General features: G+C 38.5%; 15 protein-coding genes. 2 read left to right on the top strand and 13 right to left on the bottom strand.

Going from position 1 to position 20,654, the window contains the following annotated elements; all coding sequences use genetic code 11:
* Positions 1-122: 122 nt before the first annotated feature.
* The 10 genes from rpoE to KQI49_RS00125 form a co-directional block, all read right to left on the bottom strand.
* Positions 123-584: a DNA-directed RNA polymerase subunit delta gene (gene rpoE, locus KQI49_RS00170; RefSeq protein WP_216485634.1), complete on the bottom strand. Its 462-nt coding sequence runs from the start codon at positions 582-584 to the stop codon at positions 123-125.
* Positions 585-1,421: 837 nt separating this feature from the next.
* Complete coding sequence (gene icmF, locus KQI49_RS00165; RefSeq protein WP_216485632.1) at positions 1,422-4,658, bottom strand: fused isobutyryl-CoA mutase/GTPase IcmF; 3,237 nt, start codon at positions 4,656-4,658, stop codon at positions 1,422-1,424.
* A 133-nt stretch (positions 4,659-4,791) separates the two neighbouring features.
* Entirely contained in the window at positions 4,792-5,466 is a 675-nt protein-coding gene (locus KQI49_RS00160; RefSeq protein WP_216485630.1) for a TetR/AcrR family transcriptional regulator, read from the bottom strand.
* Entirely contained in the window at positions 5,459-6,406 is a 948-nt protein-coding gene (gene meaB, locus KQI49_RS00155; protein WP_216485628.1) for a methylmalonyl Co-A mutase-associated GTPase MeaB, read from the bottom strand. The genes KQI49_RS00160 and meaB overlap by 8 nt, the downstream gene beginning before the upstream one ends.
* 27 nt (positions 6,407-6,433) lie before the next feature.
* The gene (locus tag KQI49_RS00150; RefSeq protein ID WP_216485626.1) at positions 6,434-7,573 is read right to left on the bottom strand and encodes an acyl-CoA dehydrogenase; all 1,140 of its coding nucleotides are present in this window, start codon (positions 7,571-7,573) and stop codon (positions 6,434-6,436) included.
* Between the two features lie 286 nt (positions 7,574-7,859).
* The gene (locus KQI49_RS00145) at positions 7,860-9,002 is read right to left on the bottom strand and encodes an acyl-CoA dehydrogenase (RefSeq protein ID WP_216485624.1); all 1,143 of its coding nucleotides are present in this window, start codon (positions 9,000-9,002) and stop codon (positions 7,860-7,862) included.
* Between the two features lie 61 nt (positions 9,003-9,063).
* A complete protein-coding gene (locus KQI49_RS00140) occupies positions 9,064-9,915 on the bottom strand; it encodes a 3-hydroxybutyryl-CoA dehydrogenase (RefSeq protein ID WP_216485622.1) in 852 nt (283 codons plus the stop codon).
* Between the two features lie 250 nt (positions 9,916-10,165).
* The gene (locus KQI49_RS00135) at positions 10,166-11,353 is read right to left on the bottom strand and encodes an acetyl-CoA C-acetyltransferase (RefSeq protein ID WP_216485621.1); all 1,188 of its coding nucleotides are present in this window, start codon (positions 11,351-11,353) and stop codon (positions 10,166-10,168) included.
* Positions 11,354-11,840: 487 nt separating this feature from the next.
* Entirely contained in the window at positions 11,841-13,946 is a 2,106-nt protein-coding gene (locus KQI49_RS00130; RefSeq protein WP_216485619.1) for a heterodisulfide reductase-related iron-sulfur binding cluster, read from the bottom strand.
* A gap of 267 nt (positions 13,947-14,213) precedes the next feature.
* Positions 14,214-14,639 (bottom strand): YwiB family protein, encoded by a 426-nt coding sequence (locus KQI49_RS00125; protein ID WP_216485617.1) that lies wholly within the window; start codon positions 14,637-14,639, stop codon positions 14,214-14,216.
* A 186-nt stretch (positions 14,640-14,825) separates the two neighbouring features.
* On the opposite strand from KQI49_RS00125, the gene KQI49_RS00120 reads away from it, so the two are divergent.
* Entirely contained in the window at positions 14,826-16,847 is a 2,022-nt protein-coding gene (locus KQI49_RS00120; RefSeq protein WP_216485614.1) for a transglycosylase domain-containing protein, read from the top strand.
* Positions 16,848-17,177: 330 nt separating this feature from the next.
* On the opposite strand, the gene KQI49_RS00115 is transcribed toward KQI49_RS00120, so the two are convergent.
* The 3 genes from KQI49_RS00115 to KQI49_RS00105 form a co-directional block, all read right to left on the bottom strand.
* Positions 17,178-17,702, bottom strand: coding sequence for a YwhD family protein (locus KQI49_RS00115; RefSeq protein ID WP_216485612.1), 525 nt, complete (start codon positions 17,700-17,702; stop codon positions 17,178-17,180).
* 90 nt (positions 17,703-17,792) lie between these two features.
* Positions 17,793-18,317 (bottom strand): YwgA family protein, encoded by a 525-nt coding sequence (locus KQI49_RS00110; protein ID WP_216485611.1) that lies wholly within the window; start codon positions 18,315-18,317, stop codon positions 17,793-17,795.
* Positions 18,307-19,623, bottom strand: a complete 1,317-nt coding sequence (locus KQI49_RS00105) for an HD domain-containing protein (protein WP_216485609.1) — start codon at positions 19,621-19,623, stop codon at positions 18,307-18,309. Before KQI49_RS00105 ends, KQI49_RS00110 begins: the two co-directional genes overlap by 11 nt.
* A gap of 130 nt (positions 19,624-19,753) precedes the next feature.
* On the opposite strand from KQI49_RS00105, the gene KQI49_RS00100 reads away from it, so the two are divergent.
* The gene (locus tag KQI49_RS00100) at positions 19,754-20,608 is read left to right on the top strand and encodes a lipoate--protein ligase family protein (protein WP_216485607.1); all 855 of its coding nucleotides are present in this window, start codon (positions 19,754-19,756) and stop codon (positions 20,606-20,608) included.
* The last annotated feature ends 46 nt before the right edge of the window (positions 20,609-20,654 follow it).

The following is a 20,654-nucleotide window of genomic DNA, read 5'->3' as shown; positions in this document are numbered from 1 at the left end:
GAAACGCTTCAGTTCAACGTATATAGATTTAAGAAAACACGACGTTTTCCTAAATTGATTTTTATGAGCCCAATAAAGATTTTACTCATTTAAGAGTTAAATGTCAAGCAACCATTAAAAATTTACAGGTCGTCATCATCTTTGTAAGTAGGAAATTCTTCCTCTTCAACTTCGGCAAAGTCTTCTTCGTCTTCATCATATTCTTTATCGTCGTCGTCATCAAAATCTTCAATTAAATCGTCCATCTCATCATCCACTATATCTAAGTCATCATCATCTTCTTCATCGACTTTTTTCTTTGATGGATTAGAAATTCGCTCATCTATTTGATCAGCGGGATACCATCTTTTCAACCCCCAAAGATTGTCACCTGTAGTTATGAAACGACCATCAATATTTAAATCTGTATAAAACTGTGCAATTAATTCTGTTTGTTGGTCTTTAGTAAATCCTTTAATTTCAGCAATTTGCTCAAACATCTTCTTAAAATGAAGAGCTTCTTTCTCATCCAATAAAATATGCTGGGCGATATCAATCATTGGCATGTGTTTAAGCTCTTCTTTACTGTAAGTTTGCAAGCTCACAATTTTGCACTCCTTTTTAAATGTGGTTATTAATCTTATCAATAATTTGCCTTATTATTCATCTAATATAAATACATTTATATTGGATAGTCAAGTCAGAATTAAACTTTTAATTATTTGCCGTAGTTTTTTCTCGTAAGACCGATTATACGACACAAGCTCTCATATTAAAACTGTTTGGGTATTGACATATTTTCTACCTATTCTATACCCGAACTGAGTTATGTTATGCATGGCTTTTTGAATCAGAGTACGTCTAATATTCTTGGATATCTGATTTCGTGCTACTAATGAGCAGCGCTATCGGACATGAATTGCTTTAATTTCAAAGTTGATGTCCAATTGATTGTATATTACTAAAGAAAAGCCGACTAAAACCGTATATCATCATGTCTATTTTTGTAAGAGCATGTTTCTCCACTCAAGCGGAAAGGTCGATGTCTCCTCACTAGGAAACATCGACCCATCTTGTTTGGCAACTCTCATCAGGAATCTTCCAGTTTGTACGTTGCTAAACGGTCTCTCACCTTTCATACTGTCTAGTTCAAGTGGCCAATGACTAGCGAAACTTCCTTCACCTCCGTACGATAAGTCAACATCAACTCACTACGTTCGCTGTGTTTCCTTTATCTCCTTCGGCTCAGTCCAGTTCGTACGTCATTAAACGGCCACTTTCACTTTTCGTGCTGGCTAGATTTAAAGACCAGCAACTAGCGAGACTTCATGCATCTCCGTCCGATAAGTCGACATCGAATCGCTACGCTCTTCGTGTCTCCTTTATCTCCTACGATGCATTCCAGTCCGTACGTTGCTAAACGGTCTTTAAATCTTTTCTTATCACATATTCCTTCTATATTGCCCTCCTACTTGGTAGAGGGAGTTGGTGATTTGGCCTAGGCTGGCGACTTTGACGGTTTCCATGAGTTCTGCGAAAATGTTGCCATCTGATGCGGCGACGTGTTTAAGTCGTTCGAGTGCTTGATCGATATGTTCTTTGTTCGCTTCTTGAAACTTATGCAGTTCACTGATTTGATGTTCTTTTTCTTCTTTTGATGCTCGGGCTAATTCCATTGAATCGATGTCTTCTTCTGAAGGTGGGTTTGGATTCAGGTATGTGTTAACACCAATGATTGGCAATTCCCCTGAATGCTTCTTACCTTCATAATAAAGTGATTCTTGTTGAATTTTGCCACGTTGGTATTGACGTTCCATAGCACCGAGGACACCACCACGATCGTTCATTTTTTCAAACTCTTGAAGGACCGCTTCTTCCACAAGGTCTGTTAATTCTTCAATAATAAATGAACCTTGAAGTGAATTTTCGTTCTTCGTTAAACCAAATTCACGATTAATAATCATTTGAATCGCCATCGCACGACGCACTGATTCTTCAGTTGGTGTCGTGATGGCTTCATCGTATGCGTTTGTATGCAGTGAATTTGTATTGTCTTGAACAGCTAACAATGCCTGCAAAGTTGTTCGAATATCATTAAAGTCAATTTCTTGTGCGTGTAGTGAACGACCGGATGTTTGAATATGATATTTTAGCTTTTGACTACGCTCATCAGCACCGTATTTATCACGCATTGTGATAGCCCAAATGCGACGTGCCACTCTTCCAATGACTGTGTATTCTGGGTCAAGGCCATTGGAAAAGAAGAATGATAAGTTTGGAGCAAATTTATTAATATCCATACCTCGACTTAAATAATACTCCACATATGTGAATCCGTTAGCTAATGTGAAAGCTAATTGTGTGATTGGATTCGCTCCAGCTTCAGCGATATGATACCCGGAAATGGATACGGAATAATAATTACGCACATTTTTATCGATAAAGTACTGCTGAATATCCCCCATCATACGAAGCGCAAATTCAGTTGAAAAGATACATGTATTCTGACCTTGGTCTTCTTTTAAAATGTCAGCTTGAACTGTCCCTCTTACAACTGCTAATGTATCGTCTTTAATTTTCGTATATTCTTCTTGAGAAGGCTCACGATCATTTTCTTCAGTAAATTTATCAATTTGCTGGTCAATCGCTGTGTTGAAAAACATCGCTAAAATAATGGGTGCCGGGCCGTTAATTGTCATTGATACTGACGTCTTTGGATCAATTAAATCGAAGCCATCGTATAACTTTTTCATGTCCTCAAGTGTACAGATGTTAACGCCACTTTCACCAACTTTTCCATAAATATCTGGTCGCTCGGCTGGATCTTCTCCATACAAAGTGACCGAGTCAAACGCAGTGGATAGACGTTTTGCTTCTTCACCTTTTGATAAATAGTGGAAACGTCGGTTCGTACGTTCAGGGGTTCCTTCTCCTGCAAACTGTCTTGTTGGATCTTCGCCTTTTCGCTTAAACGGAAAGACACCTGCAGTAAACGGGAAAGCTCCTGGAACGTTCTCCTTTAATAACCAAGTGAGACGCTCTCCCCAATCAATAAACTTCGGAAAGGCAACTTTGGGAACTTTTAAGCCTGATAAAGATTCGGTAACGATGTCCATTTCAAATTCTTTATTACGAACGGTATAGGACATCTTTTCCCCTGCATATCTTTCCTTTGTCTCATCCCATGAGTTTAATAGTTTTTTAGATTTAGGATTTAATTCTTCTTCATAAGATTCGATTGCCTTATCGATGTTTTCATGATTTCCTTCACCTAAAATTTCCTTAGTTCCTCCAAGTTGATATAATTTACGCGCGATAACACTTTGTTTTTCAACATTTTTATGATAATCCCTAACGTGGGTTGCAATTTCTCTTAAATAATGGCGACGTTCATTTGTGATAATCATGTTTTGTTTTTCTGCAATTACATTTCTTTCAAAATCAATTTCTTCGTTCCAATCATAGTCTACATTTAACTTATCAATAATTGCTGCAAAAAGAGCATTCGTTCCAGCATCGTTAAATTGACTTGCGATTGTTCCAAACACAGGATATTTTTCCTGATCTTGATGGAATAAAAGATGACTACGCTCGTACTGTTTACGTACTTGACTTAAAGCATCCTCAGAACCTTGCTGTTCAAATTTATTGATCACGATAAAATCAGCAAAATCAATCATATCAATTTTTTCAAGTTGAGTCGGCGCTCCAAATTCTGCAGTCATAACATACATGGACAAATCAGTGATATCCGTGATGGCAGCGTCACCTTGACCAATTCCACTCGTTTCAACAAGAATAAAGTCATAGCCTGATGCTTTGACAACTTGAATGACGTCTTCAATTGCTTTTGATAATTCAGTTCTGGAATCACGTGTTGCTAAAGAACGCATAAAAACGCGATCCGTGAAGATGGCATTCATGCGGATACGGTCACCTAGTAAGGCACCACCGGTTTTGCGTTTTGTTGGATCAATGGATAAAATCGCAACCTTCTTATCAGGGACTTCATTCATAAAGCGACGAATCAACTCATCTGTTAATGAACTTTTACCTGCTCCCCCGGTTCCTGTCATCCCTAATACAGGAATATCTCTTGCTTGTTGTTTAATTTTTCCCAACGTAGACTGTTTATCTGATTCACTTATTTCTTCATTTTCCATATAACTGATATAACGAGCCATAGCTTGACGTTCGCCTGCTTTTAGGCGATCAAGGTCTTTTTCAAGATCAATCGGTGGAACGAAATCACATTCCTCAAGCATAATATTAATCATGCCTTGAAGACCGTATTTACGGCCGTCTTCAGGTGAAAAAATCCGTGATACGCCGTAATCATGCAATTCTTTAATTTCTCGAGGAATAATGACGCCTCCTCCACCACCATAAACCTTAATATGGCTTGCACCGTGTTCTTCAAGCAAATCAATAATATATTTGAAATATTCCACATGGCCACCTTGATAGGACGAGATAGAAATCCCTTGTGCATCTTCTTGAATGGCGGCATGAACCACTTCTTCGACAGAACGGTTATGTCCTAAGTGAATCACTTCAGCCCCACTCGATTGAAGGATGCGTCGCATAATATTAATTGACGCATCATGACCATCAAACAAACTTGAAGCGGTCACGAATCTGACTGCGTGTTTCGGACGATAAATTTCTACTTGTTCCATCAACAATACCTCCTATTTAGGGAACTTGAAAAAAGAATGGAAATAGTAACTTTCTTTACCGCAGAATGAGTCATTACTTTTAACCCAAATTCCCTTATTTAATTTGATATTTTCTCCCATCCACTGCTTCAGTTTAAAGTGTTCTGGTTTGCTTATTATGATTATTTAAACATGAATTCATTTCCTCATTTGATTCAAATACATGAATTCCACGTAATAAAAATTGAATTTGGCGATTAATATAATCTTCTAAGGTAAATTGTCTTTGCAGCATCCAACGCCTAAATCCCCACATCTGCCCCTGGATAAAGATGTTGTTTGCCAACAGATCAGCGTCCTGCTTAGAGATATCATTCGGAAAACTACTAATGATAACCCGCTCAAGCATGGCCACCATATCCCTTTCCTTCTGCAACACTTTCTCTCTTGTTTCTTGTGTTAATGACTTTGCTTCTTGATAAAGAATCAATACTTCTTCCTGCATATCATCCATTAATAAAAAGTAGGAACGAACAACGTTAATGAAATTTTCAATCGATGCATGGCTTAAATCAATTTTCTCTTCCAAACGTTCTCTCACGTTTTCATAGATTGAATCACATACGAGATAAAGAACATCTTCTTTTGTTCTAATATATTCGTATAATGTGCCAATGCTGAAACCTGATTCCTTGGCTATTTCTCTTGTCGTTGTTCGATGAAATCCTTTTTCTTTAAAAAGTGTGATTGCCCCTTGGATCATTTGATTTCTGCGTTTCTTGATTAATTCACTATCTTTAACGGAAGAGAGGACACCATCTTTATTCATCAGTTGAATCACCTTCTTCCCTTTTCCACTTTTCAAACCATTCTCTCGCCAGCTTATATGGATCATCGTTCGCTCTAATTAGTGAACCTTCATTCTGCCGCTCGATAAACCCTTTAACTTCTCTCCAAATTTCTTCTCGTATAAGTTCATATACTTCAAGTTGTTGCTGTTTTTCACGACGTATTTGTCCTTCTTCTGTCTCATATAAAAAGTCACGATGCTTTTTTATTTTCCCCCATAACTCATCGATCCCTTTATTCTCAATCGTTTTCGTTTTAATAATAGGCGTTTTATAATCAACCGTCGATGTCATCATGACCAATTCCCTCAGCAGGGATTTTAGCTTTCCAACCCCTTGTAAGTCCGCTTTATTAATCACAAACAAATCTGCAATTTCCATAATCCCTGCCTTGAAAATTTGCAAAACATCACCACTATTCGGTGTCATCACAAGCGCTGTTGTATCAACGATTTTCATAATATCAAGTTCTGATTGTCCAACTCCAACCGTTTCGACAATGATGACATCGAATCCATAGGCATCACATGCCCTGAGAACATCTTTTGTGGCACGAGCGAGCCCACCTAGACTGCCCCTTGTCGCCATACTTCTAATAAATACACCCGGATCGGTAAAATGACCTTCCATCCGCACTCTGTCACCCAGTAAGGCGCCACCACTAAAAGGACTTGTTGGATCAACAGCAATAACAGCAACTGTTTTTCCTTCTGAACGAATTTCTGTAATTAAACGATTGACAAGTGAACTTTTTCCAGCACCAGGAGAACCCGTTACACCAACGTATTGAGCATTCTTTTTAATGGAAAAAATGTCACTAAGTAGTTGAAGTTTCTCTGGATGGTCATTTTCAATCATTGTTATACTCCGGGCAAGTGCGCGGATATCCTTTTCATTCATTCGTTCAACAAGTGTGTGCATGTATGTCTCTCCTCATATAAATCCAATCTATTTCGTCAGCATCCGGCCAATAACAAGGCGCTGGATTTCATTGGTACCTTCATAAATTTGAGTAATTTTTGCATCACGCATATAGCGCTCAACTGGATAATCTTTCGTATACCCATAACCTCCAAAGACTTGCACCGCTTCAACAGTAACGCGCATTGCCGCGTCTCCAGCAAATAACTTCGACATAGCCGATGCTTTCCCGTACGGTTTGCCTTGTGATTCTAACCATGCAGCTTGGTAGGTTAATAGACGGGCCGCTTCAACTTCAGTGGCCATATCGGCTAGTTTGAAAGAAATCCCTTGATTATGAGCAATCGGTTTGCCAAATTGCTCACGCTCTTTTGCATACTCAACAGAAGCATCAAGTGCTCCTTGTGCAATACCAAGTGCTTGAGCAGCGATACCATTACGGCCACCATCAAGAGTCGACATAGCAATTTTAAATCCGTCACCCTCGTTACCAAGCATATTTTCTTTAGGGATTCGGCAATTTTCAAAAATAAGTTCAGTTGTTGGTGATGAACGAATGCCTAGTTTTTTCTCCTTCTTACCAAATGTGAATCCTTCAGTTCCTTTTTCAACGATAAAGGCACTGATTCCTCTATGTTTTGCATCTGCGTCTGTTTTTGCAAATACGACGTAAATATCACCAACCCCACCATTGGTAATCCATACTTTGCTTCCGTTCAAAATATAATCGTCGCCGTCTTCTTTGGCTGTCATTTTCATTGAAGCTACGTCACTTCCCGCTCCAGGTTCAGATAAAGCATAAGCACCGAGGGCTTCACCTGTAGCGAGACGGTGTAAGAAATTTTTCTTTTGGTCTTCATTTCCATATTTATAAATTGGCCAGCTCGCAAGTGAAAGGTGAGCGGATAGTGTGACTCCAGTTGACGCACACACGCGGGATAATTCTTCAACCGCAATCACATAACTGACGTAATCAGAACCGATGCCACCGTATTCTTCTGGCCACGGGATACCCGTTAATCCGAGTTCCGCCATTTTATCGAAAATCTCTCGATCAAAACGTTCTTCTTCGTCACGCTCAGCTGCAGTAGGTTCCACTTCTTTTACTGCAAAATCACGTACCATTTTTCTAAGCATTTCTTGTTCATCTGTTAATTGAAAATCCATGATAATTCCTCCTTAGTTGACTAGAATAGCTCCTTTAAAATTAATATGACATAGGTTGCATGCGATCATGATAACTGGGGAGTGCATTAATTCAAACAACACTAAAGTATCTTTATTGTTTCAGTGGTGTGATTTGTATTCAGCAGCCCGTCTACACGTAGACTCCTGGGGGAGCCAAGGCATCGGTGAGACCCCGTAGTGCGTAGCACGCGGAGGCTCACCAGCCGCCCCCGGAAAGCGAAGTGTAGACGGGCTGCGGGGGGATTACACCCAATTCATCTAAAGACTATTTTAATAATTCTTTCGCTACAACGACATGCTGGATTTCATTGGTTCCTTCGTAAATTTCAGTGACTTTTGCGTCTCTGAATAATCGTTCGACGGGGTAGTCTTCTGTGTAGCCATAACCTCCGTATATTTGTACAGCTTCGATAGCAGCTTGACGTGCTGTTTTTGAAGCAAACATTTTTGCCATGGATGCTTCTTTCGGACATTTTATTCCTTGTTCAACAAAATTTGCAGCTTGATAGGTTAGTAGTTTCGCTGCTTCTACTTCTGTCGCCATATCTGCTAGTTTAAAGGATATACCTTGATGGGCAGCAATCGGTCTGCCAAATTGTTGACGTTCTTTCGCATAGTCTTGGGCATATTTCAGGGCAGCTTCGCCAATTCCAAGAGCTTGCGCAGCAATACCAATGCGTCCAACATTTAAGTTAGCCATTGCAATTTTAAAACCTTGCCCTTCTTCTCCGAGCAATTGTTCTTTCGGGACTTTACATTGATCAAAACTAAGTGACACAGTATTTGAACCATGCAGACCCATTTTCTTTTCTTTTTTACCAATATTTAGTCCTGGTGTATCTTTTCCAACGATGAAAGCGCTGATTCCTTTTGATCCTTTGTCTTCACCAGTTCTGGCAAAAGTTATATAAGTATCAGCTTCACCACCATTTGTGATGAAAACCTTTGATCCATTAAGTATATAATTCCCCTCATCATCTTTAGCCGCTTTTGTTTTAATATTTACTGCATCAGACCCAGCTCCTGGTTCTGTTAAAGCAAATGCACCAAGATAATGTCCACTGGCTAATTTAGGTAAATAATGTTTTTTCTGATCCTCGTTGCCGAATTCCAAGATTGGATTGGTTCCAACGGATGAATGAACAGAAAGAATAACACCAAGTGTAGCACTCACTTTTGCAAGCTCGTGAATTGCAATGATGTAAGAAGTGAAATCCATACCACTTCCTCCGTACTCTTCAGGAATATGGATACCCATTAATCCCAATTCACCCATCTTTTCTATGACTTCATTCGGAAAACGATCTTCCGTTTCCATTCGATCGATTTCAGGGGCTACTTCGTTTTGCGCAAAATCACGAACCATCCTACGCATCATGTCCTGTTCTTCAGTAAACTGTAATTTCATATTATGCAGCCCTTTCTATACTCTCGTGTTGTTATTTTATTTAACAGTGAGTAAACTCTTTTTAGTTATATTGGAAGAATCCGCGACCTGATTTTTTACCGAGCCAGCCTGCTTTAACATATTGTCTAAGCAGAGGACATGGTCTATATTTGCTATCTCCGAACCCTTCATATAGTACTTCCATGATGGATAGACATGTATCAAGACCAATAAAATCGGCTAAAGTAATCGGTCCCATAGGATGATTCATACCTAATTCCATCACAGTATCAACGTCTTCTGGCGAGGCAACACCCTCATAAACCGTAAAGATAGCTTCATTAATCATCGGCATTAAAATTCGATTGGCGACAAATGCCGGTGAATCATTTACCTCGACCGATGTTTTGTTTAGTTTGCCAGCCATATCCATTACTGCATCAAATGTTTCTTCGCTTGTTTGCAGCCCTCGAATGACTTCTATTAGTTTCATAACTGGTACTGGGTTCATGTAATGCATGCCAATTACTTTTTCTGGTCGCTCAGTCACTGCGGCTATCTCCGTAATGGGTAGAGATGATGTATTGGTTGCTAGAATTGCTTCTTTAGGTGTAATATTATCAAGCTTACGAAAGACATCCGCTTTCACATCCATATTTTCAACAACCGCTTCAATGACGATATCGCGATCAGCAGCATCTTCTAATTTTTGTGAAGGTGTTAGTCTGTTTAGGACATCTTCTTTTTCCTTACTTGTTAAACGTTCTTTTTCAACAGAACGTGTTAAGTGTTTTTCAATATTTTTCATGCCTATGTTTAAAGCTTTTTCATTCATATCGTTTAGCATGACGTCATAGCCTGACTGGGCACATACTTGCGCAATACCTGATCCCATTTGTCCGGCACCGATGACCATCACTTTTTTAATACTCATGTTAACCCTTCCTTTTTACCATTATCAATTTTAGATTATTAACAATCCTTATTATAATTAGGTTAAAACCCCATTGATTTACACTACAGGCGGACGCTTTCCGCAGGGCTAGTAAGCCTCCTCAGGCTGCGCCTTGCGGGGTCTTACCTAGGCTTTTGTTCCCATTGGAGTCGCCGCCTTTCGTTTCAATCAACAAAATTGAAGTATCGATTCGTTAATGACTATAAAATTAGCCCCTCAACATAATCATTTAATTTTTAGGAACCTCGATTAAGACTGCGTCACCTTGACCGCCACCGCTACAAATTGCTGCGATACCGAGTCCACCTCCACGACGTTTCAATTCATGAACTAATGTTAAAATAATACGAGCACCACTCGCGCCAATTGGATGACCAAGAGCAACTGCACCACCATTGACGTTCACTTTTTCCGGATCAATGCCCGCTATTTTTCCACTTGCTAGGGATACAGCAGCAAATGCTTCGTTAATCTCAAATAAATCAATATCATCTTTTTTGTAACCAGTTTTTGATAAAAGTTCGTTAATCACAAGGCCAGGTGTTTGCGGGAAGTCTTTTGCTTCAACAGCAACTTCTGCATGACCAAGAACAGTAGCCATAGGTGACTTATTTAATTCCTTCGCTTTTTCATCAGACATGACTACAAAGGCACAAGCTCCATCGTTAACACCAGGAGCGTTTCCAGCAGTAATCGTTCCTTCTGGATCAAAAGCCGGACGAAGAGATGCTAATTTCTCAACACTTGTATCTTTACGCGGTGCTTCATCTGTATCAACGACGACCGGATCACCTTTTCGCTGAGGGACTTCTACAGCCACTATCTCTTCTGCAAATTTCCCATCTTCAATTGCGCTAGTCGCACGCTGATGACTGCGGTAAGACCATTCGTCTTGTGCTTCTCTTGTCAGCTCGAATTCTTCAGCTGTTGAGTTGCCGTAATTACCCATATGCTGACCTGTAAATGAACAAGTCAGTCCATCATGCATCATTAAATCCTTTACACGTTTATCTCCCATACGGTGGCCCCAACGTGCATCAGGTAAAAAATATGGTGCATTGCTCATACTTTCCATTCCACCAGCAACAATGACTTCTTCATCACCTAGGCGAATTAACTGGTCAGCTAAAGTAACACTTCTTAAACCAGACGCACATACTTTATTAATCGTTTCTGTTTTAACATTCCAAGGAATACCGGCCTCGCGTGATGCTTGACGGGAAGGGATTTGTCCTTGACCACCTTGTAAAACAGAACCCATAATGACTTCATCAATCTCTGTACCTTCCATGTCAGCTCTCTTTAACGCCTCTTTGATTGCAATCCCACCAAGTTTTGAAGCAGTAAGTGATTTCAACCCCCCGCCAAATTTTCCAAATGGCGTTCTTGCTCCAGATACAATGACTGTTTTTCTCATATTCTTCCAACTCCCTTTTTATTATTTTTAAATCAAATTACAAATATTGTTATCGATGTGGTCTCGTTGATAATATTCCTTATATGTAATGATAACGCTTACTAAATATACGATTGAACGCTCGCTCAATCTATATTTAAAAGAAATGGGGAAGTATTTTCCCCGTTTCTAACAGTCTATCATGAATGACGCAATATATAAAATTTAATTTTCTATTAATTACTAATCAACCGACTCGCGCTTAGTCTTTGCAATCCTAATGGTTTTTTCATAATGAAGATCGCAATGCTATTCGTGCCCCCTAATGAGTGATTTCAGATCTAGGGGGCACAAAGAAGTACTTTGCGTTACCCCTAAGGCGCAATTGCGGACCTAGGGGGCACGAGTACAAAATTTGCGTTAACCCTAATGCGAAATTTCTATTCTAGGGGGTACAAGTATAAATCTCTCCCCCCTCAGATTGAAACACTTTCAAAGCAATAAACTTTTAAGCAGTCTTCTCTTCTTCTTCCACGAATACAGAGAGTGCTAGAATTTCTGCAACATCAAGTGTACTAATATCTTCTTCTACATCCTTAGCTTTCGTTCCGTCACTCAGCATCGTTAGGCAGAATGGACAAGCACTAGAAATCATAGATGATTCCGTCGCCATGGCCTGTTCTGTACGTGCTACGTTAACTCGATTTCCTGTTGTTTCTTCAGTCCACATGAGACCTCCACCAGCTCCACAGCACATACCATTTTCTTTTGTACGGTCCATTTCTACAAGTTCAAGACCTGGGATAGACTTAAGAATTTCTCTCGGTGGATCGTACACTCCGTTATATCTTCCTAAGTAACATGAATCATGATAGGTTAAGCGCTGGTTGATTGGGCGCTCTGGTTTCAACTTACCATTCATGACTAAATCATAAAGCATCTGTGTATGGTGGATAACCTCGGCTTCAAATCCAAAGTCTGGATATTCATTTTTGAAAATATTATACGCATGCGGATCAATGGTAACGATCTTTTTAACATTATTCTTTTCAAATGTTTTAATATTCTTCTCAGCAATTTCTTGGAATAAAAATTCGTTTCCAATTCGTCTCGCTGTATCACCTGAGTTCGCTTCTTTATTTCCTAAAATAGCAAAGCTAATGCCGGCTTGGTTCATTAATTTGGCAAAAGCGAGGGCAATTTTCTGACTGCGGCTATCATAAGAGCCCATTGAACTAACCCAGAATAAATATTCAAAGTCTTTATCTTCTTTTTTAAGTTCTTTAATCGTTGGTACGTATACTGATTCATCTTCTTCGCGCCATTTAATACGGTCTTTTTTAGATAGGCCCCAAGGGTTACCTTGACGTTCGATGTTCATTACAGCACGCTGAATTTCTGAATCCATTTTTCCTTCTGTCATCACTAAGTAACGGCGCAGGTCAATGATTTTATCAACGTGTTCGTTCATAACGGGACAAGCATCTTCACAATTACGACAAGTCGTACAAGCATTAAGTTCCTCTTCGGTAATAACGTCACCGATTAAGCTCATACTTTCAACTGTAGCAGCAACCTCTTTATTTCCTTCACCGGCCATATTTCCTGGAGTACCTGAAAAAGCATAAGTCGGAACCCATGGCGTTTTACCAGTTACAGCGGCACCTTTATCAGTTAAATGGTCTCGTAATTTTATCATTAAATCCATCGGCGATAGCATTTTACCAGTTGTGGCAGCTGGACAAACATCCGTACAACGTCCACATTCAACACAAGCATAGAAATCTATCATTTGGACATCATCGAAGTCTTCAATTTTTCCAACACCGAAGGAAATTTCCTCTTCGTCATCGTCTTCATCAAAATCAAAATCTAATTTTTTCAACTTACCCGGTACTTCTTTACTGAAAAACACGTTAATTGGCGCTGCAATTAAGTGTGCGTGTTTTGATTGTGGTACATATACTAAAAACGTAAGTAGTGTTATAGTGTGGATCCACCAAGCAACATAAAATACGACAATAGCAGTGGTTGTTGACATCCATCCTGAACCTAAAGCTATTAAACTCGCAACCGGTTGCGTCCAGTGTGGCGAAATATCGTGCCATATCAGGTTCATACCATTTCCTAATAGAACAGTAATCATCAATGTTCCAATGAAAATTAGTACAAGACCTGCATAGAGGCTCCTCTTTAAACGGACAAGTTTTTCAATATAACGTCTGTAAAAGGCCCAAACAACAGCAACCAATATCGTTAGTGTGACAATCTCTTGGAAAAATGTAAACCCTGGATAAAGGGCGCCAAAGGGTAAATGCTTTCCTGGTGCCAACCCTTTAACAAACATGTCAATTGCACCAAATTGGACGAGTAAGAAACCATAGAACATCATGACGTGAATGATGCCAGATTTTTTATCCTTTAATAATTTACTTTGTCCAAAAACAATCGTAATAATTTTTTTAATCTGATTTTTTAAATTCCAATCGTATTCTGATTTTTTTCCTAGTTTGATGTATGCGACTCTCGTTGCTATGACTCTTGCAAATAAATATATCGCATAAACGGTGACAGCAATAAATGCTAACAAGTTAATAAGCAATAATATATTCATCAGCCGCTCCCCCTTTTATTTGTTGTGGCAGAATGTTAACGGTTGCATTTTTACCGTGAAAGTTATTAGATAATTCCTTCCCCCTTATGCCTTGGTAAATTCACTTCTCCAGTTCCACCGCCTATAAACGGGCGTATTCGCTTTTATTTTATACTACTACTTTATATGATGAATGACCATTCAGTCAACATATTTCTGTACGAGTTTATATTCAAGTCTGTACAATAATGGCTGGTATGTGGCGTTCTATAAGCCTCTAGCTCATTTTTATTTTTCCAATATTATTTCTAAAAAGTGCTCACGCGCCTCTTGGCCGTTTAATTTAACTGTATAATTAATGGTTAATTTCCCTTGTTTCTGTTCATCTAAAGGGTGATATGCTATTGATTTTGTAAATGTTTCCATATGCATACGTCCATGTGGATGATGAAATACGGATTCAGAACGCTTCCCTTCTTGAAATAATTGATTCATTTTTACCGCGCCAGATCTTCTAATCTGCACTTTATCAGGTTGAATGGTTACGATATTCTTTACAATCAGTTGCTCTTCGTTATCCAGTCTTTCTTCGTATATAATCATATCCCCATGTTCTTTTATATATAATTTTCCTAATTCATTGACCTCATTGTTTTCTGTTATATCGTTATCAACAATTGTTGTTTTAAGTTTTACTTGTATATCTTGTTGCATGGAATCACCCTTTGAAAGTCTACTAATTCCTTATATTATATCGAGAAGCAGAGGACACTTGCAACATTATCTTTTAATGATTACCAACTTCAGAGTTAAACCTTATCTTGCCGTTTAATTCAAAGCTTTTCAACCCATAATGGAAGTATATCTTAATTTACTTTCTCCAGATTGGGGCCAGCTCAGATGACACAGTTTAAAAAAATTGCTTGGAATACATCAAGAATTATTTTTGGTTGCTTATTGGCTATTTTATTAGTCGCAGGAGGTATTTATGTTTTTGCCTTTTTACTTGGAGCGCCTGATTTAAATAATGAACAAAATACAGTTTTATATAGTGAAGATGGGAATACTTTTGGAGAAGAAAAAGGGATGGAGAGTAGACATTGGGTAAGCTTGGACGACATGTCTCCCTATCTAAAAGAAGCAACCATCATGATTGAAGATCAACGCTTTTACAAACATAAAGGTCTTGATATAAAAAGAATTTTTGGAGCTGCACTTGAAGACTTAAAAAATATGTCTTTAAAAGAAGGAGCCAGCACACTCACCCAGCAGTATGCGAGAAATCTTTATTTAACCCATGAAAAAACTTGGACAAGAAAATTAAAGGAAGCTTTTTATGCCATTAGAATTGAAATGTTTTATTCAAAAGATGACATTTTGGAAGGATATTTAAACACTATTTATTATGGACATGGAGCCTACGGAGTGGAAGCGGCCAGCAAATTTTATTTTGATAATCATGCGAAAGACTTATCACTGGCCGAAGCTGCCATGCTGGCTGGTATTCCTAAAGGCCCTGCTTATTATTCACCGATTAATAATCTTGAAAAAGCAACCGAACGTCAAAATCGGATTTTAAATGTCATGTTGGATAAACATATTATTTCCAAGCAAGAATTTACGATGGCTCAAAATGAAGAATTAAAATATGCGCATGAAAATGAAAATAAACAGGACACTGTCGGTACTTATTTTCAGGATACAGCCTTACGTGAGGCAGCTTACTTATTAGATATGGATATTGAAGCTGTACGATCAAGTGGTCTGCAAATCTATACTACATTGAATCTCAAACAACAAGAGCAATTAGAAAAGGAAGTTCAGGAAAAAATTGATGAGTCAAGTGAAGTCGAAGTTGGAGCCATAGCCATGCGACCTGAAGACGGAGCGATTCAGGCCCTTGTAGGTGGTAGGCGTTATGATAAAAGTTCTTTCAACCGGGCAATTCAAGCAAAACGACCACCAGGTTCAACATTCAAGCCATTTTTATATTATGCCGCACTTGAAAATGGCTACACACCGAGCACTATGATGGAAAGCAAACCGACAGCCTTTGAATTATCAAATGGTGAGACCTATCAACCAAGTAATTATAATGGTTATTACGCCGAGGAACCTATTTCTCTAGCGGAAGCAATTGCCGTATCCGATAATATATATGCCGTAAAGACACATCTTTATCTTGGTGCAGATACATTAGTGGAAACGGCTAAAGATTTTGGAATTAAAGAGAACTTACCACCGGTAGCTTCTCTCGCCCTTGGAACGGCGGAGGTTTCCATAAAAGACATGGTCACAGGCTACGGTATGATTGCAAACGGTGGAAAGGAAATTGAAGCCTTTACTATTGAAAAAATTATTGATCGTAATGGAAAAGAAGTTTATTCCAAAGGCCAACATTTTACAGAGGAAAAATTAAACCCGCGCACAACATTTATCTTAACCCACCTACTCACAGGCATGTTTGATGAAGAATTAAATGGTTATACAACTGTAACTGGAGCTCCTATCGCTGAAAGGCTAACCCATACGTATGCAGGAAAGTCAGGAACAACTCATGCCGATAGTTGGATGATTGGCTATAGTCCGAGCCTTGTGACGGGTGTATGGCTGGGCTACGACGACAACCGTTCGATGGAAAAAATTGCTGAAGTGTCCGCTTCGAAAGAAATTTGGGCAGATTTTATGGAAGCGAGCCATAATGATGACATCGAGAATTTTAGAATTCCTAAGGGTGTAGTGGGTGTCCCCGTAGATCCAGAAACTGGCGCTCGAGCCACCCCTTACTGTCCGACCAGTAGAGTGATGTATTATAAATCAGGTGATGCACCAGAGCATCATTGTGACAAACACTTCCAAGAAGAAATAGAAACCGATGAAAAAGGCATTTTTGAAAAGTGGTTTGATGTATTTATGGATTAAGGAGTTACCCAAAATCGAAGCGAGTTGAAGTCGAACCTGCGCGACCATATCAAAATGCCGCGCGATGACCTAAATCGCTAAAGCTAGATGTGGTCCATTTCAGTGTAAAATTATCCACAAAATTTTAATGCAGTAGTTCCTCAACAAAAATAAAAAAGCCGACTCTATGTAAGTGTCCAGCTTAACGGAGAGTCGGCTTCTTTTTTGTCCTAGTAATACATGAGTCAGCCCATGTAATAATATTTTACAAATTAATAATAAAAAGTACAAGGTTAATGTTATAAAGTCATGATTCGTTCACAAATTGTACACAACTCTTTTTATCTCATCTCAATTAACTTGCAAACCTTCCTTAAGTTGAGCGGTCGAGTTTTCCCAGTACTCTTTATTAAAGTCAGCTAAAAAGTCACCGAGTAGTTTTTTAGAATGGTCATCCATTTGGTCAACAATTACCTCGCCTTTTAACGATTTCTCCATATGTGTAACATGCTCAGCCATCGACTTGTATGCTCGTTTATTTGGTCGATCAACGAGGAGCTTACTGCTCGCCACGCCAGCATAATAAGGTCCATTTTCATTTCTTTCTACATTGACCCACACAATCCAATATAATTTAGGGTCTGGTACTTCATCTTTGTCGCGAACATATTTTACGCGACGCTCAATATCACTGCGAGCGTGCATTGCCGCCATATCAACATATGCCTCATTTTCATTAGGATCTACGATGACGGATGACATGTTTTCTAAACTAATCGAGCCAACACCGTATCCACCATGACCATCATTGGAATCATCTTTTATAATTGTAAATTGATTTTTCTTTTTTCCACCTGAAGACTGATTCATATTCATTCCATGATCCTCCTTCTAATTTCCCTATTGAATCCCATTGTAGCATAGACAAAAGGTTGTTTTCACGTTTTCAAGTTGTGTCCTTTTCCCTTAATGCATCTGTTTGTTATCTGGCAGTTGATGATGGCTTATGCTCTCAATAAGACTCCACGCTCTATCCATTTCTGTAGCGCTATAGTTTTGTTTAGGTTTAACATCATGCACTTTCTTTTCCACTTCTTGTTTCGTCAAATCACGGAAGAATAGCATCGTTGCTGTCAACTCTAAAAACCGAGAGCTTTCCTGCTGCAGTAATTTTGCTTTATTTGCAAAGTCAGGCATATCCGGTTGAATTTGATATAAAAAATCAATTCCTTCGTCAGTTATTTCATAAATATACTGGGCGTAATTTGACTTTTCTTCTTTTTCTTCATGGATAAAACCTAAGTTACAGAGCTCCTCCATCCTTAAAGTCAATTCTTCCGAATAGGGCCCATAAATATGAAATTGGTATTTTTCTTGAAAAGGGACACCGCAAGCTTGTAGTATAAAAATCATTTTTTGAAGTTTTTTTCGTCCAGTTACTTTTTTCATTTCTGCAAAAAAACGTAATAATTTAGCATGATCAGTCAACATATTCTACCTCTCCTTGACCGTACAGTATTTCTTTAATTTCTTTTACCTTATCACTTTGTGGTAATTCATTTAAAAAGTCTTCCGGAAAATATAATTTATGGTCTGTCCGTTTTTTCCCTGAAATGGCTTCAACTATATCTGAATGTCGTGATAGTTCTTTTAACTCTTTATTAGGCATCTGTAAGTGGATGGGTAAGCGTTCCTCTTCTTCTCCTGGTCGGTAAAAGTCATAAGGTAAATCTGATGAAGAATCAACCACAAGATAATAGTCAGGGTTAATACCCACTTCATGAAAGAGCTTCGTTAATTTCATCACCTGTTGCATTTGCTGATTCGGATTAAAATCAACATATTGGAATAGACGACGGTTCATAAATCGCTCACATAAATCTCGCAAAATATCGTCATTTTCTTCCTGCCAAAGTTGGAAATAATAAAACACAATCGCTTCGTCTAATTTTAAGTATTCATCGAGTGAAGGTTGCTCATTAAAAAAAGAAATGAAATGAGTGGGTTCAAGTTTAAATAAATAGTCATTTTCGTATAAATATTTAGCTCGTTGAAATATTTTCGACAAAACGACTTCGGCACTCCTTGTTACAGGATGAAAATATACTTGCCAATACATTTGATAGCGACTCATAATATAATCTTCTACAGCATGCATCCCCGTTGATTTGATAACAACTTGATCGTCTATCGGACGCATGACTCTCAATATTCGTTCCATATCAAAGTGACCATAACTGACACCAGTATAATAGGCATCACGCTGGAGGTAATCCATCCGGTCAGCATCAATTTGACTCGATATCAAGCTGACAACAAGTTGGTCTGCATATGTTTTTCCAATCACGTCAGCCACTTTTTGTGAGAATCCTGGCTCAACCTTTTCAAGTATTTGATTGACGGATGTATCCCCTAAAATAATTTTTTGCGTGAATTGTTCATGGTCTAGTTTAAAAACTTTCTCAAAAGAATGTGAAAAAGGCCCGTGACCTAAATCGTGAAGCAATGCCGCACACAAACATAATAAGCGCTCAGCATTATTCCAATGGGGCTTGTCTTGAAATTTATTAATGATTCGACGAACAATTTCATACACCCCTAAAGAGTGGTTGAATCGGCTATGTTCAGCACCGTGAAAAGTCATATTACTTGTTCCGAGTTGTTTTATTCGACGTAAGCGCTGGAATTCAGGTGTTGCGATTAAATCCCAAATCACCCGGTCACGCACATGAACATAGCGGTGAACAGGATCTTTAAAAACCTTTACCTCATTTAATTTTTCATTTTTATAAGTCATATATATGTTCATCCGTTTCTTTTCTAGCATTTTGTTATATTATATAATAGATACCGCTTAGACAAAAGGGATAATAAAATGTTCTGATACTAAAAATAAAAGAAACAGTAATTTATTAAAGGAGTCTATTATGAAAAGCTGGAAACAAATTATCCAATATTCTACCTTTCGTTATATCGACCATTCACATATAAAAACATTTGAATCTGAACCGTATACTGCGCTCACTTCCTTTGCAATCGATGATGCCCTAGCCACTTCTGTGAGTAATAAAAAATCGCCGCCGACAATGAGGACATGGGTTCATCCAAAAACAGTTGTACTCGGAATTCCAGATGCACGTGTCCCATTTTTAGCAGAAGGTGTCCACCTATTAAAAAATGAAGGTTATCATGTCATCGTTCGGAATTCAGGTGGACTAGCTGTAGCTTTAGACGAAGGAGTCTTGAATTTATCGCTGATTCTTCCCGAAGTGAAACATTTGTCGATTCATGATTGCTATGAGGCGATGGTAAGTTTTGTCCAGTACATGCTCAAAGATTTAACAGATGACATCAAGGCTTTCGAGATTGTCGATTCATATTGCCCTGGTGATTATGATTTGAGTATTAACAATCAAAAATTTGCCGGTATTTCACAACGACGCATAAAAGATGGGGCAGCGATTCAAATTTATTTAGACGTGGAAGGTAATTCAAAACAAAGAGCCCAGTTGATTCGTCGTTTTTATGATAAGAGTATACAAGGCAATGAAACCAAGTTTACTTATCCTAAAGTTAATCCTGATAAAATGGCTTCTTTATCGACTTTGCTAGGGATTAATTTAACCGTACCTGATCTAATGGAAAGAGTCCTCTCAACGTTGAAGGAATTAAATGAAGACGTCATTATGTCGAATAAATTTTCTAGTTTTGAAAAGGGAATTTTCGGAAAACGTTATGAACAAATGGGTAAAAGAAACCAAGTGATCAGGGAGATTAATTAAAAAAATAGCCCACTGCTCTTTTTAAGCAGACGGGCCGGTTTTAATT

It is taken from the genome of Virgibacillus sp. MSJ-26, from assembly GCF_018918075.1.
GTDB lineage: Bacteria > Bacillota > Bacilli > Bacillales > Amphibacillaceae > MSJ-26.
The sequence above is the reverse complement of the archived record's forward strand: the minus strand, read 5'-3'. Positions and strand labels throughout refer to the sequence as shown.